Raw genomic sequence first — 20,746 nt, 5'->3', positions numbered from 1 at the left:
ACAGTTGCATCGTAAGACGGAGAGCCTTTTTTGCTGTCCCAAAATAGGGACTATGTCAATATTGGTTTAACAGCGGACGTCTGAGTTTGCAAGATTTTTGCCGGAGGAGGGAGAAGCGACCCCTTTCTCGAAGGGAAACCCGCGGCAATCGCCGGTGAGCACGCGACCGCCGGCGATTGCCGCGTGGGCACCTCGCGTTGCCGCCAAAAAGGAGGTCCGCCGAAAGCAACGTCTTTCCAGGTCGACGGAGCTATATCAAAAGAGTCGTTTTCCTCATCGTGCAGGGCAAGGGCTCTGCCCTTACCCTACGGGGCGGTCGCGAAGGGCGTGCGTTTGGCGGCTTTCGATAAAGCCGCCCCCTCCCCCGTCCTCTTCGAATGCCTCCTCCGGGCGGCCAGCAGGCCGCCCCTATGGAAGTTCTCCGATCCTCGCCCGCTAGATGCTGAGGTCGCGCCGATCGAAGGCCGCAACCGCCACGGCGAACAGCGCCGCCGCGCCAACGGCCAGCGCGATCGCGCCGCCGACGGCTGACGCGTCGCCTGCGGCCAGGCCGTAGTAGTCGAACAGCGTCAGCGGGTTGACGTTCTTCAGGAACTCAAACTTGTCGCCCACCTTCGACGCCATCTGCATGAGGAAGAACAGGATGTTCAGGCCACCACCCACCCACAGGGCTGCCGTCGCGTTCGAGAACAGGCATGCGGGCAGGAAGCACAGACCGGCCATCGCCAACCACAGGGCCAGCAGCCCCGCGTTCACCTGCATCAGCGCCTGCATATCCAGTTCGCCCGGGAACATCGCCTCGGCGAAACCCGCTTCCAGCGCCGTGACCACCGCCATGAGCGCCACCAAGATGGCCACCATCGCGCCCACCATGGTCAGTGCGATGCGCGTGCGGCTGTTGGGCGTGGCCAGCAGGTACGCCATGGCGCCGCGGTCGAGGTAGCGCACCATCAGCTTGTTCACCATGATCAAGATGAGCACGAGGATGAAGATGGTCAGCAAGAACCCGTACAGGTAGTTCAGCATGAAATCGATGAGGGTGGTGGCCTGCACCGACATGCCGAAGGCCGCGAACATCTCGGGCATGCTCTGCATCATGGCATCCAGGCTTTCCCCCAACTCCGGATCATACATGCTGACGATCACGCCGATGTACATGGCCAGCACCGCCGCGATGACGAGGCTGACGAACAGGTTCGCGCGCAGCTCTTTGGCGAACAGCGTCCTATTCATGGGAGCCCCCTTTCTCCGCCTGGTCCGTTGCGCCGTACAGATGCATGAACAGCTCTTCCAGCGTTTGCTCGCGCACGGCGAGGTCGACGATGTCGTAGGCGGCCAAGTCTTTCACGAACGCGTCGAGGTTGCCGGCCACGGCTGCCTCCACGCTGGCTGCGCCCCGCTTCTGCGCGCCGGGATGCGCCTGCGCGTAGCGGTCGCGCCCGGCCTCGTCGGCGAACGTCACCACGAACACGCGCTTGCGCGATTTCCGCACGTCGTCCATGCGCTCGACGGCGGCCAGCCTGCCCGCACGGATGAACGCGACGCGGTCGCATGTGCGCTCCACCTCGTCGAACAGGTGCGACGAAAGCAGGATGGTGGCGCCGCGACGCTTCTCCTCAAGCACGAGGTCGATGAAGCGGCTTTGCATGAGGGGGTCGAGGCCGCTGGTGGGCTCGTCCAGCAGAATGATGTCGGGCGAGGTCATGAACGCGCACACCAGGCCCACCTTCTGCTTCGTGCCCTTCGACATCTTGCGGATGCGCCGCGCGGGGTCCAGCTCGAAGTACTCGATCAACTGGTTCATGCGCGCGCGGTCGCGCAGCTTCTTCATGCGCGCCATGAATTCCAGGAAGGCCGTGCCGGTCATCTCGTCCATGCAGGCGATCTCGCCCGGCAGGTAGCCCAGGCGCTCCTGGATGCGGCTGCGCTGGCTGAAGCAGTTCAGGCCGCCGATGCTCACGGTGCCCTCATCGGGGCGGATGAACCCCATGAGGTTGCGCATGGTCACGGTTTTCCCGGCGCCGTTCGGCCCCAGGAAGCCGAACACCTCGCCGCGCTCCACGGCGAACGACACGCCGAACACGCCGCGGCCCTTGCCGTAGTCTTTCACCAGGCTCTCAACCTCGATGGCGGAACCGCGCCCGCGCTCGGCGCACACGCCCGCCACCCCTCCCCCGCTTGCCGTCCGCCCGCCCGTCGCCTCCGCGACACCGGCCTTCGTCGCGCCCTGGGGCGCGCTTTCTTCTTTCATCGGTATTCCTCCTTGTAGGCGTAGGCCTTGAGCATGGCGCACCATTCGGCGAACTCGTCCATGAGCGCGTCGATGTCGATGGGCTTTTTCAAGCAGCGCTGCTGGTGCAGGTAGCCGTCGGCCATCCATATCAGCATGTCGAGCACCCGGCGCGGGCTCACGTCGTCGCGGAACCGGTCGAACCGCACGTTTTTGAAGAACCGCGAGAACATGAGGTCGAGCTGGGCTTGCGTCCAGCCGTCCATCGTGTCCTTGACGTCCTTGTGCTCCGGGTAGAACGCCCTGATGGAGAAGTCGAGCACGAACGGCGACATCTTCTCGAACACGTCCTTCTTCTTATGTGCCGAGTACTCCATCAATTCGAAGAAGTCGTCGATCTCGTAGAACCCGTCGTCCACGACGAGGTCGATCATCTTGCCCATCAGGCGCTCCATCAAATACAGGTAGAACTCCTTCTTGTTCTTGAAGTAGAAGAACAGCAGGCCCTTCGAGATGCCCGCCTTGCGCGCGATGGCGTCGGTCGAGGCGTTTTTGTAGTCGTTGCGCCCAAACAGCTCCACGCCCGCGTTGACGATGGCCTCTTGCCGCTCGTCGGGAAGGTTCTCGAATTTCTCCCGGTTACCGCCGTCGCCCTGGTCGGCGAACCGACCCAGCCGAAAGACGGGCATGCGCCCGGCAACGTCCGCACCTTGCCCGTTTCGTGTTCCGCGCTGTTCCATCGTGCTCCTCTGCCATAGTAAAACCCGTGCGCGCCGGCTGCGCCGCGGGCTTTGACCGAGCGGTCAACCGCTCCGCAGACCATGCTATACCGTTGACTTTTTTTAGGAAGGCCCCGCCGCAAGATTTTCCGGAATGCCGGCGGCGCGCGTCGACATGCCACGCTCCGTTGCGCCGAGTACAACCCTGCCGCATCGCACCGGAACCGCCCTCGCCGCACAGGGCAAGACCAACCCGGCACCGAACGCGGCGGGGAACGAACGCCCACTTTGAAGCCATATGCGAAGATTTCCATCTTGCCGCACGCCAAAAGCGAGCTGTGAGATAATGGGCGCTTGCGAATCCGAGCACCAACCGAAGGAGCACGACCATGAACGCAGCGCCCGCTGCCGCACCGCGCATCGACAGCCACGCAGACGCCCGCCGCCTGCTGCAACCCGTCGTGGTGGGCGGCGACATCCTGGCGTACAGCTACGTGCGCGAGTTCCACCGCGCCTACGGCATCGAGCGCACCATCGTGCTGGCAACGCAGGACATCAAGATGCTCTCGACCAGCCGCTTCACCGACTACCGCCTGGAGCCGCGCATCCACGAGCCGGAGGGCCTCTACGACGCGCTCGAGCGCGTGGCGGGAGAGCTGCGCGCCACCGACCCCGAACGCGTGCTGCTGGTGGTGGGTTGCGACGACTGCCACGCGCGCATGCTCTCGGCTGGGAAGGAGCGCCTGGAAGCGGTGGGCTATACGGTGCCCTACATCGACTTCCCGCTGCTCGACGACATCACGCAGAAGCGGCGCTTCTACGAGCTGTGCGACGAACTCGACATCCCCTACCCGCGCACGTGGTACTTCGACTGCGGCGACGGGCCCGACGAACTGCCCGTGGACGAGCTGCCCTACCCGCTCATCGCGAAGCCGTCGAACTCGGCGCAGTTCCAAGACGCCACCATCCCCCGCAAGCGCAAGATCTACGAAATCGAGTCGGCAGAGGAGCTGGCGCAGGTGTGGCACGACATCCGCACCTCCGACTACGCGGGCGAACTGGTGCTGCAGGATTTCATTCCCGGCGGCGACGACGCCATCCGCACGCTCACCACGTTCTCCGACGCGAACGGCGAGGTGCGCGTGGTGTCGGGCGGCGTGGTGTGCCTGCAGGACCACGATCCCACCGCGCTCGGCAACCCGCTGTGCATCCTGGGCGAGCGCGAGGAGGCCATCATCGAGTGCGCCAAGCGGTTCCTGGCGCGCACGGGCTACCGGGGCTTCGCGAACTTCGACATCAAGTTCGACGAGCGCGACGGATCCTTCCGCTTCTTCGAGGTGAACACGCGCGCCGGTCGCAACACGTACTATCTGAGCCTGGGCGGCGTGAACTTCGTCACGCTCATCGTGGACGAGTTCATGCGCGGCCGCGCCATCCCCTACCACGAGGCCTACGACGACTTCGCCTATTGCTGCGTGCCGCGCTACGTGCTCAGGCGCAGCATGAAGAACCGGGAGCGGCTGGCCGAGGTGGAGGGCGCGCTGGCCTGCACGCGCGATCCTTACCCGCTGCACTACGAGGCCGATTCGTTCATGCACAACCTGTGGGCGTACATCATGTACGTGAACCAGATCCCCAAGTTCAAGCGCTTCTACTGGGACACCGACGGCAAGCAGTTGAAATAGCGAAAAGCGTCGGAATGGCCCGACGGATCGTCGCCGTAAGCTCTACGAGATTCGACGATCGACTCCTCGTAGGGTTATTTGGCTAATAATTAAAGCATAACTTTAATTATTTATTGACTTGCTTAATCCCACATCATAGAATCTCAGATATCGGCACGTCGATGGCAACCGTTCTCCCTTTAGCTCCGAGAGGTGGTTCGATCATGGGATTCAGCAAGAATCAAGCTCTGCCGACCAAGCTCCAACTGCGCACGAAATCGGGCTACAACTTCGTGATCATCTTGACCGTCATGACCGCGCTCGCCTTCGCGGTATCCATCGCCGGGCTCATTCGCTCGTTCGCGAACCCGGAAGACGCTATCTGGACGACGCCTACCGAAGCCGCCGGCAGCACGGTGGCCGTGGGCCTGGTTTTCGCCATCGCCATCATCCTTCTACTCATGATGCGCGACATTCAAAACACCGGCAAGCCGTTCACCATGAAGAACGTCTGGCGCTTGCGCGCCGTCGCCGTGCTCGTCATGGCGGAATGCATTGTACCGGGATGCGCCGCCCTCGTTGCGGCCATGGCCGCAAGCGCGCTGCTTGGCCACGGGAGCTTCAGCGGTCAGTTCGGAACTCTTGAGTTCGCCGCCCTGGCCATCGGGTTCTTTATCGCCATCATCTCCGAAGTTTTCTATTACGGCTGCGAGCTGCAGCAAGACGTCGACTCGATCGCGTAGGGATCGCCCATGGCCATCGTCATCAGGCTCGACCGCATGCTCGCCGACCGAAAAATGTCCCTTAACGCGCTCGCCGAGGCCGTGGACATGACGAACGTGAACCTGTCCAACCTCAAGACCGGCAAGATGAAGGGCATCCGCTTCGCCACCATGAACGCCATCTGCCGAGCGCTCGATTGCCAACCCGGCGATCTGTTCGAATACGTCGACGACGAAGAGGACAGCGACTGACCGAAGATACGTGGCCTCTGCGAGCGTTTCGGCGGCATCTTGCCCGCTGATCGCCGGACAAGATGCGTTCGCGGAGAGCCCCCCCCCCCCGCTACGGTTCGCATCTGCTACGATGGTCCCCGTCACACATCGCGCCGTCGCTGAAGGAGGCCCCGTGAACCGACGCATGATCCCCGTGCTCGTCATCCTCTGCGTGTTGCCGCTCGCAGCCACCGCCGTGGCGGTTCTCCTGTTCCTGCCGGACGTCGTTCCAACGCATGCGGACTTTTCGGGGGTAGATCGATGGGGCGCGAAATACGAGTCCTTCATCACAGGGGGCATCGTGACCGCCACTTGCGTGCTGTTCTCGTTCATGTACGCGAAAGCCGAAACGCTCCAACGCCTCGGTATGATCCACGGCACCGGAGTGCGTGGCGCGCGCATCACGCTCGTCGGTTGCATGGCCCTTGTCGACGTCATCTTGCTCGCCTACCTTATATGGGCGGCGGTGACGGGCTTCAACGCGTTTTCCGGCTAGCCCCGCTCCCTCGCCAAGAAGTCGGTGATCGCAGCTCGCACCTCGGGCGAGGCCCAGTACTCGTTGTGGCCGAAGCCCTCATACGTCGCCAGCGTGCACCTCGGCAGCGCCGCCGCCAGACGCTCCGAGCTCGCGCTGGGCACCACCTCGTCGTCGGCCGACGTCAGCACGAGCGACGGCGCCTCCACGTCGCGCGCGAACTCCGCCGACTCCATGCGGAACGCCACGAGCGCGCCGAGCGGGCCGTGAAACACGTCGAGCATGCTGTTGTACAAGTCGTAGCCGCTTGCGTACGGCGCCATGAGCACCAGGGAATCCACGTCGCGCTGGCTGGCAACGTAGGTGGCCACGCCCGTGCCGATGCTGTAGCCGAACACCGCCATGCGCGCAGGATCCACGTCGTCGCGCTCGGCGAGCGCATCGTACACGGCCAAGCCGAACGCCTTGAGCGACGCCTCGGACGGCTCGCCCTCGGTCTTGCCGTAGCCCGGGTAGTCGAGCACGGCGATGTTGTATCCCTCGAACGCGCCCAGGCGATCGTTGTTCTGGAACCCGGTCAGAAGCGGTGCCGCGTTTTGCCCGTTGCCGTAGAAGTACACGACCAGCGGCGCGCCGTCCGGCGCGTTGTGGAGCAGCCAGCCCGACAGGCGCCCCGCCCCCGTGTCGAGCGCCAGCTCTTCCGCCTGAGGCTGCGCCTGCAGTTGGGCGAACGATTCCTCGTCGAAGTGCGGGTAGAACAAAAGCGACGGCGCGGCCACGTACACGGACGCCGAGAACGCCACGGCCGCCCCCATCGCCGCAGCGACGATCGTCGCTGCAACCTTGAGCGCACCGCCCCGCCTACGCAGCGCGAGGAACGCCGCGAAGCCCAGAACAACTGCCACGGCCACCGTCCACCATGCGATCAGGCCGAGCGCGCTCACCAGCTCGTCGGACGATGTTGCAATCGCGACCAAGGCCGCGAGCAGCGCTGCGGCGAGCACCGCCCCGGCAACGAGCGCCGCGCGATTCGATTTCATACGACTCCCCTATCGATCAGCCGCCGCAAAAACACCCCGGAAGGCACCTACCCCGGTTACGCCCTGAAAGGCGCCTGCCCCTTCTAGCACGCTCTCAGGACACCGGGCGGCGGTAGCCCTCTTCGGTGGTGAGGATAAGGGGGCCGTCCTCGGTGATGGCGACCGTCTTCTCGAAGTGGGCCGACGGCTGCCCGTCGCGCGTGCACACGAGCCATCCGTCCGGCATCTGACGGGTCTTGTACGTTCCCAGGTTGATCATGGGCTCTATGGCCAGCACCATGCCCGCTTCAAGCTTCACGCCGGCGTGGCGGTGGCCGAAGTTCGGCACGTTCGGATCCTCGTGCATGTCGCGGCCGATGCCGTGCCCCACGTACTCGCGCACGACGCCGAAGCCCTCGGCCTCGGCGATGGACTGCACCGCATGCCCGATGTCGCCCAGATGGTTGCCGGGGCGCGCGGCGTCGAGACCCGCCCACATGCACTTCTCGGTCACGTCCAGCAACCGCTGCTTCTCGGGCGAGATGCGGCCCACCGCGTACGTCCAGGCGTTGTCGCCCACCCAGCCGTCCACGATAGCACCCGTGTCGATGGAGATGATGTCGCCCTCCTGCAGCACCACGGCCGCCGACGGAATGCCGTGGACGATCTGCTCGTTCACCGACGCGCAGATGGAGCCGGGGAACCCGCCGTAACCTTTGAACGCCGGAATGCCGCCTTCCAAACGGATGAGCTGCTCGGCGAACTGGTCCAGCTCCAACGTGGACACGCCGGGACGCACGCGCGCGCCCACCTCGCGCAGCACCTTGGCCGAAACGCGGCCGGCTTCTTTCATGGCCTCGATCTCAGCCGGTGACTTCTTGATGATCATGCCGTGTTGCCTATCTCTTTTGCGGGTAATGTCGCCGCCCAGTATAACACTCCCCCCGCCCGCGCACGGCCCTCTCGCGGGCGTTACGGGTGCGCCACGCCCCAGCAACGCGCCCTCCGCGCGCGGCGGACGGCGTTTCGACGCCTGCTAGCATGGCGGGGCACAGCGCGCTTTTCCAAGCGCCGCTACCAAGGTGAACCGCAAGAACAGGAGGCACTGCATGAACCCGTTCGATCTGAAGCCCGAGAAATCGCTGGAAGACATGATGCTCGACTGGAAGGATCTGTCCCCGCGCCCCTACAAGAAGCTCGAGACCGACCCGTACACGAAGGCCCGCATCATCCTCATGAACGGCATCGAGGTGGAGGCCGTCATGTTCGGCCACAACTTCCATCGCAACTGCGAGGACAACGACCTGCGCCGCGACCTGGCGCTCATGCGCCGTATCGAGGCGGGCCAGCAGAAGCACGTGAACTGGCTCTCCCCCTCCGACGAGACGCCGCTCGAAACCACCATCGGCTACGAGCAGCTGGCTGTGGACCTGACGGCGTGGCTCGCCATGCACGAGCCCGACATGTACGCGAAGCAGTGCATGGACTTCGCGCTGCTGGAGGACTTCGACCACCTGTACCGCTACGCCGACCTGCTTAAGATGGACGAGGATCTGCCCGCGCACAAGCTGGTGCAGGACACCATCGAGATCACGCCGGGCCGTCCGACCGTCGCGCACCATCGTCATCCGTTCGACTCCGTGCGCGCCCCGCGCAACGCCAAGACGGCCGACATCCGCACGACGCTCGGCGCGCTCATCCTGACTGCCGGCGAGCAGCAGACCATGAACTTCTACATGAACCTGGGCAACACCCAGCCCGAGGGCGTGGCCCGCGACCTCTACCTCGAGATCGGCATGGTGGAAGAGGAGCACGTGACGCACTACGGCGCGCTGCTGGACCCCTCGGCCACGTGGCTGCAGAACCTGCTGCTGCGCGAGTACATGGAGTGCTACCTGTACTACTCGTTCGCCGAGACCGAAGTCGACCCCTACGTGAAGAAGATCTGGGAGCACCACTTCGAGCAGGAGGTCGCCCACCTGCACAAGGCCGCCGACCTGCTGTACAAGCACGAGAACGAGGAATGGCAATCGCTCATCCCCAACGGGGAGTTCCCCGAGCTTCTGGACTTCCACCCCACGAAGGACTACGTGCGCGAGGTGCTGGCCGAGCAGGCCACGCTCACGGCGAAGGACGAGGAGTTCGTCGAGCTGGACGACCTGCCGAGCGACTTCCGCTTCTTCGACTGGAACAGCAAGGTGAACGGCCGCATCCAGGACGTTCCCAGCCACCGCGTCATCCGCGAGCTGCAGAAGAAGGACGGCGAGGACTACCGTCTCGAGGACGCGGAAAGCCCCTTGCGCGAGCTGCGCAGCCGCAAGAAGGACAACACGGACCTCGGCCGCGTGCAGGGCGCCGGCCACGACCTCGGCCGCGAGGGCGTTCAGAAGGAAGAACGCGAAGCCGTGCTGGCATAGCAACGAGCAGGGCCCGGCGATGCGCCGGGCCCTGCTTTCCTTTGGGTCGGGCGGTTACGCGCCTTCGTCGTAGCCCGAAGCCGCTTCCCCGTCGCCGGGCTTCTTCAGCCTTCCCGCGTCCGCCAGCGCGCGACGCAGGATGAACTCCACCTGCGCGTTCACGCTGCGCAGATCGTCGGCAGCCCAGCGCTCCACGGCCTCCCAGAGGGCCGGATCGACGCGGAGCGGGTATTGTTTACGTTTCGCCATAGATCGCACCGCAGGCGCCTCGACGAAGCCGTCGGGGCGCCTTCCTTCCTTACTGGTACAGCGTTCCCGTGTTCAGCACGGGCTGGGCGTCGGATTCGCCGCAGAGCACCACCATGAGGTTCGACACCATGGCGGCCTTGCGCTCGTCGTCCAAATCAACTACGTTCTTCGCCGACAGCTCGGCCAGCGCCATCTCCACCATGCCGACCGCTCCCTGCACGATCTTCTCGCGCGCGGCTATCACGGCATCGGCCTGCTGACGGCGGAGCATGGCCTGGGCGATCTCGGGCGCGTAGGCCAGGTGCGTGAGGCGCGCGTCGTCGATGACCACGCCGGCCTTCTCCAGGCGCACGGCAAGCTCCTCCTTGAGCGCCGCCGACACCTCCTCGATGTTGCTGCGCAGCGTGATCTCGCCCTCGAGCTCGCCGGGCATCTGGTCGTAGGCGTACGTGGTGGCGACGTGGCGCAGCGCCGTCTCGCTCTGCGTGTGCACGTAGGAGTTGTAGTCGTCCACGTCGAACAGCGCCTTGGCCGTGTTCTCGACGCGCCACACGATGACGTCGGCGATCTCGATGGGGTTGCCGCACTTGTCGTTCACCTTCAGGTGCTCGCCGTTGTACGTGCGGGCGCGCAGCGACACCTTCGTGGACTTCGGCGTCGTCTTGCCCGTGCGCGCGTCGATGGTCGTGCCCGCCGAACGCGAAAGGAACGGGTTCGCCCAATGGAAGCCCTCGTCGCGCACGGTGCCCTTGTAGTCGCCGAACAGGATGAGCACGCGCGCCTGGTTCGGCTGGATGGTGAAGAAGCCCATGAACAGGAGCAGCGGGCCGACGCACACCGCGACGATGCTCACCACCATCAGCACCAAGCCGAACGTCTGAGCACCCGTGGTGATGGGCACGTCCTCGGGCGGCAGCATCATGGCGCCCGCCACGATGCCGGCGACGCAAGCGGCCGTCAGAACGATCACGAGCAACAGCATGGGCCATCCGCTTTTCGCATGGACGGTCTTCTCTGCGGACGCGCCTCCGGCCGCGCGGGCGGTCTTCTCTGCGGACATGACGGTTCCTTTCTCTCCCGAGCGAAGCACCCCATGCGCCCGCTCGCACCCCGCACATCATTGCCAGGTGATACAAATATGATATCACATTGAAATCTCAAAATCGAACGCTTTATTCGCCATCGAATAAGACAGCGCTCTGCGAAATGCGAAAACTCCGCGGAATGCCGAAATCGGAATGTCGAAACGACCGCTGAAGCTGTCTTGGAGCCGCCTACCAGCCCTGAAACAACCTTGAGGCCACATGCCAGCTCAGATGTTTCACATGAAACATCTGTTCGCCAATGAGGCAAAAAGAAAGGAGCCCGCAGGCTCCCTTCTTCAAACAGTCGGCGTCGAACGCGCGATCTACTCGCCGGACTCCGTGTAGTTGCGGTTCACGGAGGAATCGACCGAGATGCCGGGGCTCATGGTGGACGACACGCAGACGGACTTCACGTACTTGCCCTTGGCCGCAGCCGGCTTCATGCGCAGGATCTCGTCGTACACGGCACCGTAGTTCTCGGCGAGCTGCTCGGCCGTGAAGCTGGCCTTGCCGATGATGACGTGCGCGATGCCGTAGCGATCGGCGCGGTACTCCACGCGGCCGCCCTTGAGCTCGTTGATGGCCTTCGCCACGTCGTTGGTGACGGTGCCGAGCTTGGGGTTCGGCATGAGGCCGCGGGGGCCGAGGATCTTGCCCAAACGACCGACCTTGCCCATCTGGTCGGGGGTGGCCACAGCGGCGTCGAAGTTGAACTCGCCGGCCTGGATCTGCTGCATGAGCTCGTCGGAGCCCACGATGTCGGCGCCGGCCTCTTCGGCGGCGCGGGCGGCTTCGCCCTCGGCGAACACGGCCACGCGGACCGTCTTGCCCGAGCCGTTCGGCAGGCTCACGGTGCCGCGGAGCTGCTGGTCGGCCTGGCGGGTGTCGATGCCCAGGCGGAAGTCGACCGTGATCGTCTCGTCGAACTTGGCGGAGGACACCTCCTTCACCAGGTTCATGGCCGCGAGCGGCGCGTACGCCTCTTCGCCGATCTTCTCGATAGCGGCGCGGTAGTTCTTGGACTTCTTCGTCATGGTGCTTCCTTTCGTGGTTCGTAGCGGACGCGCGGGGCGCCCTTCCACTGTCTTCTATCGCTCAAGCGGCCGCCCGGTTCGGGCGGCCGCGTTCACGCTTGATGGAACCTGCCGGCAACTACTCTTCGTCGTCCAGCGTCTTGCCCTGCAGCATGGCTGCGACCTTCTTGGAGGGCACGTACTTGATCTTCATCTCGCGACCCTCGATGCGCACGCCCATGCTGCGGGCCGTGCCGGCGATGATCTCCATGGCGGCCTCGATGGTGTTCGCGTTGAGGTCCGGCATCTTGATCTCGGCGATCTCGCGGAGCTGATCCTCCGTGAGCGTGCCCACGGACTGCATGTGGGGGATGCCCGCGCCGCTCTTGATGCCCAGCTTCTCCTTGATGAGGATGGCCGCCGGCGGGGTCTTGCACACGAACGTGAACGACTTGTCCTCGTACACCGTGATCTCGACGGGGATGATGGTGCCGGACTGGTCCTGCGTCTGGGCGTTGAACGCCTGGCAGAACTGCATGATGTTGACGCCCTGGGCGCCAAGGGCCGGACCGACCGGAGGAGCCGGGTTGGCGGCGCCTGCGGGAATCTGCAGCTTGATAAAGCCGGTTTGCTTCTTCTCAGCCATGAGAGCTATCCTTTCAGCTGACTCAAATTCAAAATCAATCTATCAACACAGCGGTTGGTGTCGAATGAGAAGCCCCGGTCCACGCGGGCACGCGACGCCGCTTATGTTCGCTCTTAAATCTTGGCGACCTGGTCGAACGAGAGTTCCACCGGGGTCTCGCGTCCGAAGATGGACACGAGCACCTTCACCTTGCCGGCATCGGGCGACACCTCCGACACCACGCCGTCGAACTCCGCCAGCGGCCCGGAGACCACCTTGACGGACTGACCCACCTCGATGGACGAGGAGGTCTTCTTCGGGGCGCCGGCGCGCGGCTTGCCCATGCCCATGATCTTGTTGTACTCCTCGCGGGTGAGCGGGGCCGGGTTGCCCTGGCTGCCCACGAAACCCGTGACGCCCGGCGTGTTGCGCACGGCCGCCCAGCTGCGATCATCCAGCTCCATGCGGACGAGCACGTAGCCCGGGAACACCTTCTTCTCGCTCTCGACGCGGCGCCCGCCCTCTTTGATCTCCGTCACCATTTCGGTGGGGATCTCGATGGCGAACACGTTGTTCTCGAGGCCCATGGTCTCGATGCGCGTCTCCAGGTTCTTCTTCACCTTGTTCTCGTAGCCCGAGTAGGTGTGCAGAACGTACCACTTCTTCGACATGCCTTATGCCCCCAGACTCGAAATGCCCACGAGCACCGGCGTGATGACGACGTTGTCGAGCAAGGCCACGTACACGCCGAAGAACAGCAGCGCGACCACGACCACGACGCTCCAGCGGAGCACGTCCTGCTTCGTCGGCCACGTCACGCGCTTCATCTCGGAACGCACGTCTTTCAGGAAACCGAAGCGGCGCTTCTTCGGCTTCGCCTCGACCTTCTTCTCAGGCTTCTTCTCGGCCTGCTTCTCTATGTTCTTGCCCTGCTTGTCGGCGACCGGGGACTCGGCCTTGTCGGCTTTTTTGAAAAACCGCTTCTTGGGTTCGGTTGCGGCGGCATCGGCCTCGGCGATATCCTTCGCCTCGACAGCGGCGCTCTCGGCCTCGAGGGCCTGCGCCTTTCTTGCGGCACGCGCGGCCGAAGCCTTTGCGCGCTGTGTTTTCGATTTCTTCGCCATCTGATTCCTTCGCCCTAGAAAAAACCGGGAAAATCGTTATCCGTCTAAACGCCAAACAAGCAGCCTGATTCCAAGCTGCTCGAACAAGCAACCTGAATGCAAGCTGCTCAAGATTAACAAGCTGGCAGGCCAGGAGGGACTCGAACCCCCAACATGCGGTTTTGGAGACCGCCGCTCTACCAATTGGAGCTACTGGCCTATTGCTTGTCCTACCCTGATAACGCTATCGAGTCTCTTTGTGCGTCGTGTGATGACCGCACCACTTGCAGTACTTCTTCAACTCAATGCGATCAGGATTGTTCTGCTTGTTCTTCTTGGTCGTGTAATTGCGGCGCTTGCAATCGGTGCAGGCCAAAGTGACCAACGTACGCATGAATTCTCCTCTTATCGCTTACGTGTCGAGCTTGATAACGTAATCGGCATACACATGAATTTTCAAGGGCGGAGCCCGCAAGCGCGGGCTCCGCGTTCAGGTAAAACGGTGTTACTTGATGATCTTCGTCACGCGGCCGGAGCCAACCGTGCGGCCACCCTCGCGGATAGCGAAGCGCAGGCCCTCTTCCATGGCGATCGGGTGAATGAGCTCGCCCTTGATCTCCACGTTGTCGCCCGGCATGACCATCTCGGTGCCCTCGGGAAGGTGGGCAACGCCCGTCACGTCCGTCGTGCGGAAGTAGAACTGCGGACGGTAGCCGTCGAAGAACGGCGTGTGGCGGCCGCCCTCTTCCTTCGTCAGGATGTAGACCTGGCCCTCGAACTCGGTGTGCGGGGTCACGCTACCGGGCTTGCAGAGAACCTGGCCGCGAACGATCTCCTCGCGCTTGACGCCGCGGAGCAGGCAGCCGATGTTGTCGCCGGCCTGGGCCTCGTCGAGCAGCTTGCGGAACATCTCGATACCGGTGCAGACCGTGTTCTGGGTCTCCTTGATGCCGATGATCTCCAGCGGGTCGTTCACGTGCAGCGTACCGCGCTCCACACGGCCGGTGGCAACGGTGCCGCGGCCGGTGATGGTCATGGTGTCCTCGACGGCCATCAGGAACGGCTTGTCGATCATTCGCTCCGGCGTGGGGATGTAGGAATCGACCGCGTCCATGAGCTCCCAGACCTTCTCCTGCCACTCTTTGTCGCCCTCGAGGGCCTTCAGAGCGGAGCCGCGGATGATCGGGGTGTCGTCGCCCGGGAACTCGTAGCTGTCGAGCAGCTCGCGAACTTCCATCTCGACGAGCTCGAGGAGCTCTTCGTCGTCGACCATGTCGCACTTGTTCAGGAACACGACGATGTAGGGAACGCCGACCTGACGGGCAAGCAGGATGTGCTCGCGGGTCTGGGCCATGGGGCCGTCGGTGGCGGCGATAACGAGGATGGCGCCGTCCATCTGGGCAGCACCCGTGATCATGTTCTTCACGTAGTCGGCGTGACCGGGGCAGTCGACGTGCGCGTAGTGGCGGGAATCCGTCTCGTACTCGATGTGAGCGATGGAGATCGTGATGCCGCGCTCGCGCTCCTCGGGAGCCTTGTCGATGTTCTCGAAGGCCGTGAAGTCCGCGTGGGCGGAGCCGTGCGTGCCGTCGTTCTCGGACAGCGTCTTGGAAATGGCGGCCGTGAGGGTCGTCTTGCCGTGGTCGACGTGGCCGATGGTGCCGATGTTAACATGCGGCTTGGAACGCTCGAACTTCTCCTTAGCCATGTTTCATCCTCCTTATTAAGGTTCGCTTGCGCGAAAATCAAAACAAAATAATGACGCGTCCGACAAGCGGACGCGGAATAATCAAATGGTAGCGGTGACTGGATTTGAACCAGTGACGCCACGGGTATGAACCGTGTGCTCTAACCAACTGAGCTACACCGCCATGTTTGAAATGGAGCCTGCGATCGGACTTGAACCGACGACCTCTTCCTTACCAAGGAAGTGCTCTACCTGCTGAGCTACACAGGCGACTAGATGGTGGGCGCGCTAGGATTCGAACCTAGGTAAGCATAGCTAACGGGTTTACAGCCCGTCCCCTTTAACCACTCGGGCACACGCCCCTGTTTCGCTCAATTCATGTGTATTTATCAAGCTGCCTGCCGCGTGTTTCGGATGTTCCGAACGCGCGAGCAGATGAATAATACGCTAGGATCATCAACGTGTCAACTACCTACACGCCCCCGGGTGTGTCTCCACGATTCCTCCTTTTTCGTGCGGAAACGCGCGCGAAGGGAGCGCGGGCGCCTTCCCCGCATGGAGGTTTCCCCTCGCGAGCCGCAGCTTATCGCTGCGCGCTTGGCTCACCTATATATAGTAGCTATTCCGGAGCCCTCAGGACGCGGGAACAGCGGACGGGAGCGGGCGGCGGTGCGGCCCTTCTTTATAGTGCGGCTGCACCAGCGCCGCGCCAGAGGAGCCGAGGAAAGCCGCCGCGAGGTTCGTCCAGCACGAGCCCCACAACATGTAGAACGCCGAGCCCCAATACCTTGTGGTTGAACATTTCCCCAGTTCCACGGCTTGTTTGCCTTCGCGCGACGACTTCGAAACGCTTGCGCGGCGACCGCTTGGGAAACCCCTAGCGTTGATCTGGACTTATGAAACACGTTCACAACATTTTTTGCCCATCTGCGCAAACGTGCTATGATTCGCACTGCTTTTGCCCACACATACTACGTGCTCAATTCAGGAGGTTTTTGAATGACGGAGCATACAAACGGACTCAGCAGGCGAGCGTTCATTGGCGGTGCCGTCGCGCTCGGTGCCGCATCGATCGTAGCACCCTCGTCCGCTTTCGCGGCGACGGCTGCAGAGAAGCAGGCCGAGGCGGACGCCGTCCGCAACCAACTCGTCGGCCTCCAGGCGGACCTCGAAGCCGCCGCCGACAGCTACAAGCAGGCGCTCGACGCGCAAGAGGTCGCCCAGGCGGCCATGGAAGCCGAACAAGTCAAGATCGATGAAGCTAACGGCAAGATCGCCGACCTTCAGGACAAGCTGGGAACGCGTGCCCGCAGCATGTACCGCACCGGCTCGTCGAGCTTCCTCGATTTTGTCATGGGCGCATCGTCGTTCGAGGAGTTCACGCAGAACTGGGATCTGCTGAACAAGATGAACGAGAACGACGGCACCATGGTCGACGAGACGAAGACCCTGCGCGAAGAGCTCCAGGCGTCGAAGGACGAATACGCTCGCCAAGAGAAGATCGCCGCCGACAAGGCCGCGGAAGCCAAAGTGATCCAAGCGGAAGCCGAGGCGAAGGTCGCCCAGGCCACCGAGCTGGTGAACTCCCTGGACGCCGAGGCCCAGGCGCTGCTCGCCGAGGAGCAGGCGGCGGCGGCGCGCGCGGCCGCCGAGCAGGCCGCTGCCGAAGAGGCGGCCAGGCAGCAGGCTCAGAGCTCCAACAACGGCGGTGGCGGCGGTTCCTACACCCCTCCGTCCGGTGGCGGCGGCGGGAACAACAGCTACGTTCCCCCTTCGTACAGCGGTGGCGGCGGATCGGTGGGGTCCTACAGCTCTGTGGCCGACTACGCCATGAGCCGCATCGGATGCCCCTACGTCTGGGCCGCCGAAGGCCCCGACGCTTTCGACTGCTCGGGCCTCGTGCGCTGGGCGTATTTGCAGGTGGGCATCTCGCTTCCCCACTACACCGAGTCGCTGTACGCCTGCGCTAAGAACATCGTGCCGGTGTCCCAGGCGCGTCCGGGCGACGTGCTGTACCGTCCCCAGCACGTGGGCATCGCCGTGAGCTACGGCGGATCGCATTACGTGCACGCCCCCACCTTCAACGCGTACGTGCGCGACACGGACGCCCTTTCGTGGGCGGGCTTCACCTGCGCGCTGCAGTTCTAGCCGCATCGTTTCAACCCGGTTTCGCAAGGAGGGCTTCGGCCCTCCTTTTTTGTATAATGGGAATCGAAGCAGCCCGCGGCTCTCGCCGCCCGTGAAAGGAGCGCGTCGCATGAACATCTCCGTGAACCTGGAAAACGGCCTCCTCCCCGACCGCTACGGCAAGTACGCGCCCGTCGAGGACACCGTCGACGGCCATCCGTGCGTGTCGTTTCCCATCGAGATAGACGGCGTTCCCGAAAACGCCCGGTCGCTGGCGCTCACGCTCCTTGACTGGGACGCCATACCCGTGGGAGGCTTCTGCTGGATCCACTGGATCGCGTGCAACTTCCCCGCCGACACGCGCCTCATCCCCGAGAACGCCAGTGCGTCGGGCGCCGTGCCGTGCGTGCAGGGCTCGAACAGCGACTGGTCGCCCCTGGCGGGCTCGCACACCGACCCGCGCATCATCCATCGCTACGCCGGCCCGTACCCGCCCGACAAGACGCATGACTACACGCTGACCGTGTACGCGCTCGATTGCGAGCTCGACCTGGCCGAAGGCTACTACTTGAACGAGTTCCGCCGCGCCATCCGCGGCCACGTGCTGGACGAGGCCGCGCTCGAGCTGCCGAGCCGCGCGTAGCCGGCGCACGCGAACGAGCAAGGCGCGCACGGTCGTGGAGCCCGCACGCATAACCCACACGCTGGAGCCGGTCTTCGACGCGCGGTCGCGCGTGCTCGTGCTGGGCACGATGCCCTCGCCGAAGTCGCGCGAGGTGGGATTTTACTACGGGCATCCCCAGAACCGCTTCTGGAAGGTTATGGGCGCGCTGTTCGGCGAGCCGGAGCCGCAGGGCAACGCCGCCCGGACGGCCTTTTTACTCGCGCACCGCATCGCGCTTTGGGACGTGCTGGCCGCGTGCACCATACAGGGCGCCTCCGACGCGTCCATAACCGACGCGCGGCCGAACGACCTTGCGCGCATCGGCGCCGCGGCACCGCTTTCCGCCGTGTTCACCACGGGCTCGAAGGCGGCAGAGCTGTACCGCCGCCACTGCGCGGGCATGCTGCCGGGCGTGCCGCACGTCGCCCTGCCCTCGACGAGCCCCGCGAACGCGCGCATGCGCCTGAACGACCTCGTCGAGGCCTACCGACCGCTTCTGGACGCGCTGGAATTGGATTGACCCCGGTGGCCGCTCCGTGCGCCGAGCGAGCCGCGGCGGGCATGTCGACGCACGTCGTTTCCGCCCGTCCCTCCCCAGCCGCTACTTCTCGGCCTTCTCGGGATGGCCGTGCTCCTTTTGCCAGCGGTCCCAGGTCGAATAGCAGATGGCAGCGCGTTGCTTTTGCGAGGGGAACTCGTCTTTCTCGTTTTTCGTGACGGTCTCCATGCAACGGGAGATGTAGGTTTCCTTCTTCTCGTTCGCACGCGGGTTCGGTATGGGCATGGCGCCTCCTTTCGGGAAAGCGACCGGATGCGCATCGGGCGCAACCGGTCGCGCCGTTCGCTTCAAGCGCATCGTAGACGCCTTGGCGCATGCCGCGCCGAGCCCCGCGCCGCTGAGATGCGGCGGTTGCCGGACGGTTGACCCGCCGACGTCCGCCGCATGCGGCGGCGCTCCGTCAAGCTTGGGGATACAGGTTATCCAGCATGTCCACCGCGTGCCCCACCATCTCCTCGGCGGATCCGGGCATGAAGCTCGTCTTGGACGCCTGCTTGCCGCTCTGGTCGAAACCCTCCTGGTCGGGCAGGTAGCCTTGCACGGAATCGCCGTCGAAGCTGACCCAGCACTGCATGATGTTGTGCGCGTAGGGCGAGCCCGCGCGGACGTCCTTCAGCGATTGGATGTTCATCTCGGGCTTGACGCCGGTGAAGGCCACGTCGTCTATGGCGAACACGGACACGTCCGTGGTGCAGGTGGGCTTGCTTTCCGACTGGACGTACTGGAACGTCTTGGGATCGGATCCCGCCTTCAGCTTGTCCTTGTCCAGCTGCTTGTACTCGAACTTCTGGTTCTCGTACGCCACGACGTGCGCGTCGCCGGTCTCGATCCCGTTCGCCGCGTCGATGACCGCGACGGCCAAGCGGCTCGATGCCACGTCGAGCATGAGGAAGCCCGCAGCGGTGTCGAAGAACCCGGTTTTGTACTCGAGGTCGTCCTTCGGGCCGGTCACGTAGTTGTACTCGGCGCGCACGCTGCCCCACTGGTCGCCCGTGCATCCGGCGAAGTAGACGGCCACGCAGTCTCCGCCGTAGTATTCCTCGACGGCACGCTCGGACAGTCCGGCGATGTCGCAGGTTATTTGGCGGCCGGCGGGGTCGATCTCGGAGTTCATGGCGTTCTCCAACGTGCCTGCGGCCATGTTCACGGTGTAGAGGATGGCGATGGGATTGCCCTTGGCGTCGTCGAAGCGCATGACCGGCAGCACGTGGTCGGTGTTCCCGGCGTCGTTGGACACCTGGTTCCATCCGGCGGCCGTCTCGTAGCAGCGGTTCGTGTTCGCGTAGGTCACGCCCTCGCCGAAGCCGTACTTCGCGTCCCGCAGACTCGCCGTGGCGGCCTCGCACGCCTCCGTGATAGCCGCATCGATGGCCTCCTGGGGAATGTCGTGCGGAGCGCTGAGCACGTGCGGGTTGTGGTACCACTGGCTCGCAGGATCCACGCCGGTGAGCTGTTCGATGAGTTTCTTGTCGGCGTCGATGTTGACCGGATTCACGTGCTCGATGGAGCTGATGGCGTACCTTTGGTCGTTGAATTCGATAAGGACGATGGAGAAGCGCAGGTCGTGTCCTTCGTGCACGTTGGTGTAGTAGCCCTCCGAATGCACGAAGTCGGGCGTGCCGCCCGCCTGGGTGTTGCCCTCTTCGATGGGGCAGTACGCGTCGAGCTTGATGTCCGCATGCCCGGCTCCCACCTTCAACGTGCCCGCTTCCATCTTCGAGAAGTCGACCGCTTTGCCGCTTCCCGAATTCGAGTCGGCCGATCCTTGATGTGCGGGATCCGGAGAACTGCAACCTGCCGCAAGGGCGCCGCCTGCGGCTACCGCGGCCGCCGTCGCCCCGAGCCCTAAGAACTTCCTGCGCGATATGGATTCCATGGTTCGTCCCTTCCTCGTATGGTCCTGCCCGCGCGTGCGGGCAAGCGGCATCGTAAGAGGGAGCCGGTATGAGGCGCATCACCATAACAGCCTGAATCGCCTGGCCGAGCAGCTCGCAGGATGGATTATTTTTATCATCCATCGGCGTTTTGCCGCCGGAGCCGAAGGATCCCGCGCGGCGAAAGCGGGCCAGGCGTTCGCGCGGGAAATGGGCTCCCCCGTGCAATCGCGGTCGACGC

23 protein-coding genes and 4 tRNA genes are annotated in these 20,746 nt (G+C 63.9%); 8 read left to right on the top strand and 19 right to left on the bottom strand.

Annotation, left to right across the window (positions count from 1 at the left end):
• Window positions 1–435: 435 nt before the first annotated feature.
• From HCH03_RS11255 to HCH03_RS11245, 3 genes are read right to left on the bottom strand one after another with little or no spacing between them, the layout of a single operon-like run.
• Complete coding sequence (locus HCH03_RS11255; protein WP_221689559.1) at window positions 436–1,233, bottom strand: ABC transporter permease subunit; 798 nt, start codon at window positions 1,231–1,233, stop codon at window positions 436–438.
• Window positions 1,226–2,251 (bottom strand): ABC transporter ATP-binding protein, encoded by a 1,026-nt coding sequence (locus tag HCH03_RS11250; RefSeq protein WP_246599967.1) that lies wholly within the window; start codon window positions 2,249–2,251, stop codon window positions 1,226–1,228. Before HCH03_RS11250 ends, HCH03_RS11255 begins: the two co-directional genes overlap by 8 nt.
• A complete protein-coding gene (locus HCH03_RS11245) occupies window positions 2,248–2,970 on the bottom strand; it encodes a TetR/AcrR family transcriptional regulator (RefSeq protein WP_246599966.1) in 723 nt (240 codons plus the stop codon). The genes HCH03_RS11250 and HCH03_RS11245 overlap by 4 nt, the downstream gene beginning before the upstream one ends.
• Before the next feature lie 368 nt (window positions 2,971–3,338).
• On the opposite strand from HCH03_RS11245, the gene HCH03_RS11240 reads away from it, so the two are divergent.
• From HCH03_RS11240 to HCH03_RS11225, 4 genes are all read left to right on the top strand, one after another.
• Window positions 3,339–4,634 carry a carboxylate--amine ligase gene (locus HCH03_RS11240; protein WP_221689558.1) on the top strand — a complete coding sequence of 432 codons (1,296 nt, stop codon included), beginning with the start codon at window positions 3,339–3,341 and terminating at the stop codon, window positions 4,632–4,634.
• 203 nt (window positions 4,635–4,837) lie between these two features.
• Complete coding sequence (locus HCH03_RS11235) at window positions 4,838–5,356, top strand: DUF2975 domain-containing protein (RefSeq protein WP_221689557.1); 519 nt, start codon at window positions 4,838–4,840, stop codon at window positions 5,354–5,356.
• A gap of 9 nt (window positions 5,357–5,365) precedes the next feature.
• On the top strand, window positions 5,366–5,587 hold the full coding sequence (locus HCH03_RS11230) for a helix-turn-helix domain-containing protein (protein WP_221689556.1): 222 nt from the start codon (window positions 5,366–5,368) through the stop codon (window positions 5,585–5,587).
• A 154-nt stretch (window positions 5,588–5,741) separates the two neighbouring features.
• Window positions 5,742–6,104 (top strand): DUF1648 domain-containing protein, encoded by a 363-nt coding sequence (locus HCH03_RS11225; protein ID WP_221689555.1) that lies wholly within the window; start codon window positions 5,742–5,744, stop codon window positions 6,102–6,104.
• Here the strand turns inward: HCH03_RS11225 and HCH03_RS11220 are convergent.
• Together HCH03_RS11220 and map are read right to left on the bottom strand one after the other, a co-directional pair.
• Window positions 6,101–7,123 (bottom strand): alpha/beta hydrolase, encoded by a 1,023-nt coding sequence (locus HCH03_RS11220; protein WP_221689554.1) that lies wholly within the window; start codon window positions 7,121–7,123, stop codon window positions 6,101–6,103. The genes HCH03_RS11225 and HCH03_RS11220 overlap by 4 nt on opposite strands.
• A 94-nt stretch (window positions 7,124–7,217) precedes the next feature.
• Window positions 7,218–7,991: a type I methionyl aminopeptidase gene (gene map / locus HCH03_RS11215; protein WP_080142535.1), complete on the bottom strand. Its 774-nt coding sequence runs from the start codon at window positions 7,989–7,991 to the stop codon at window positions 7,218–7,220.
• Window positions 7,992–8,211: 220 nt separating this feature from the next.
• Between map and HCH03_RS11210 the strand changes: the two genes are divergently transcribed.
• Window positions 8,212–9,519, top strand: coding sequence for a hypothetical protein (locus HCH03_RS11210; RefSeq protein ID WP_221689553.1), 1,308 nt, complete (start codon window positions 8,212–8,214; stop codon window positions 9,517–9,519).
• A 54-nt stretch (window positions 9,520–9,573) separates the two neighbouring features.
• On the opposite strand, the gene HCH03_RS11205 is transcribed toward HCH03_RS11210, so the two are convergent.
• From HCH03_RS11205 to HCH03_RS11150, 12 genes are all read right to left on the bottom strand, one after another.
• Window positions 9,574–9,768, bottom strand: a complete 195-nt coding sequence (locus tag HCH03_RS11205) for a hypothetical protein (RefSeq protein WP_221689552.1) — start codon at window positions 9,766–9,768, stop codon at window positions 9,574–9,576.
• A gap of 49 nt (window positions 9,769–9,817) precedes the next feature.
• Window positions 9,818–10,828, bottom strand: a complete 1,011-nt coding sequence (locus HCH03_RS11200) for an SPFH domain-containing protein (RefSeq protein ID WP_246599965.1) — start codon at window positions 10,826–10,828, stop codon at window positions 9,818–9,820.
• A 348-nt stretch (window positions 10,829–11,176) separates the two neighbouring features.
• Entirely contained in the window at window positions 11,177–11,887 is a 711-nt protein-coding gene (gene rplA, locus HCH03_RS11195) for a 50S ribosomal protein L1 (protein ID WP_080142532.1), read from the bottom strand.
• 118 nt (window positions 11,888–12,005) lie between these two features.
• A complete protein-coding gene (gene rplK / locus HCH03_RS11190) occupies window positions 12,006–12,512 on the bottom strand; it encodes a 50S ribosomal protein L11 (RefSeq protein ID WP_080142530.1) in 507 nt (168 codons plus the stop codon).
• A gap of 113 nt (window positions 12,513–12,625) precedes the next feature.
• Window positions 12,626–13,162 (bottom strand): transcription termination/antitermination protein NusG, encoded by a 537-nt coding sequence (gene nusG / locus HCH03_RS11185; RefSeq protein WP_080142529.1) that lies wholly within the window; start codon window positions 13,160–13,162, stop codon window positions 12,626–12,628.
• A 3-nt stretch (window positions 13,163–13,165) separates the two neighbouring features.
• Window positions 13,166–13,615, bottom strand: a complete 450-nt coding sequence (gene secE, locus HCH03_RS11180) for a preprotein translocase subunit SecE (RefSeq protein ID WP_080142527.1) — start codon at window positions 13,613–13,615, stop codon at window positions 13,166–13,168.
• 122 nt (window positions 13,616–13,737) lie between these two features.
• Window positions 13,738–13,814: transfer RNA gene (locus tag HCH03_RS11175), tRNA-Trp, on the bottom strand.
• Window positions 13,815–13,838: 24 nt separating this feature from the next.
• A complete protein-coding gene (gene rpmG / locus HCH03_RS11170; RefSeq protein ID WP_041239432.1) occupies window positions 13,839–13,988 on the bottom strand; it encodes a 50S ribosomal protein L33 in 150 nt (49 codons plus the stop codon).
• Window positions 13,989–14,099: 111 nt separating this feature from the next.
• Window positions 14,100–15,302, bottom strand: coding sequence for an elongation factor Tu (gene tuf / locus HCH03_RS11165; protein ID WP_080142526.1), 1,203 nt, complete (start codon window positions 15,300–15,302; stop codon window positions 14,100–14,102).
• A gap of 86 nt (window positions 15,303–15,388) precedes the next feature.
• Window positions 15,389–15,465 (bottom strand) — tRNA-Met (locus tag HCH03_RS11160).
• A 10-nt stretch (window positions 15,466–15,475) separates the two neighbouring features.
• A tRNA-Thr gene (locus HCH03_RS11155) sits at window positions 15,476–15,551 on the bottom strand.
• Between the two features lie 7 nt (window positions 15,552–15,558).
• Window positions 15,559–15,643: transfer RNA gene (locus tag HCH03_RS11150), tRNA-Tyr, on the bottom strand.
• 637 nt (window positions 15,644–16,280) lie between these two features.
• Between HCH03_RS11150 and HCH03_RS11145 the strand changes: the two genes are divergently transcribed.
• From HCH03_RS11145 to HCH03_RS11135, 3 genes are all read left to right on the top strand, one after another.
• Window positions 16,281–17,429 (top strand): coiled-coil domain-containing protein, encoded by a 1,149-nt coding sequence (locus HCH03_RS11145; RefSeq protein WP_221689551.1) that lies wholly within the window; start codon window positions 16,281–16,283, stop codon window positions 17,427–17,429.
• A gap of 109 nt (window positions 17,430–17,538) precedes the next feature.
• Entirely contained in the window at window positions 17,539–18,051 is a 513-nt protein-coding gene (locus HCH03_RS11140) for a YbhB/YbcL family Raf kinase inhibitor-like protein (protein ID WP_221689550.1), read from the top strand.
• A gap of 34 nt (window positions 18,052–18,085) precedes the next feature.
• The gene (locus tag HCH03_RS11135) at window positions 18,086–18,592 is read left to right on the top strand and encodes a DNA-deoxyinosine glycosylase (RefSeq protein WP_221689549.1); all 507 of its coding nucleotides are present in this window, start codon (window positions 18,086–18,088) and stop codon (window positions 18,590–18,592) included.
• An 81-nt stretch (window positions 18,593–18,673) separates the two neighbouring features.
• Here the strand turns inward: HCH03_RS11135 and HCH03_RS11130 are convergent, their stop codons facing one another.
• Both HCH03_RS11130 and HCH03_RS16445 read right to left on the bottom strand, forming a co-directional pair.
• Window positions 18,674–18,856, bottom strand: a complete 183-nt coding sequence (locus HCH03_RS11130; protein ID WP_080142519.1) for a hypothetical protein — start codon at window positions 18,854–18,856, stop codon at window positions 18,674–18,676.
• A 175-nt stretch (window positions 18,857–19,031) separates the two neighbouring features.
• A complete protein-coding gene (locus tag HCH03_RS16445) occupies window positions 19,032–20,507 on the bottom strand; it encodes a twin-arginine translocation signal domain-containing protein (RefSeq protein ID WP_246599964.1) in 1,476 nt (491 codons plus the stop codon).
• Window positions 20,508–20,746 lie beyond the last annotated feature (239 nt).

The sequence above is a fragment of the Gordonibacter massiliensis (ex Traore et al. 2017) genome (assembly GCF_019731765.1).
Lineage (GTDB): Bacteria > Actinomycetota > Coriobacteriia > Coriobacteriales > Eggerthellaceae > Gordonibacter > Gordonibacter massiliensis.
Note: the sequence above shows the minus strand (reverse complement) of the source record. Positions and strands in the feature narration are given on the sequence as shown.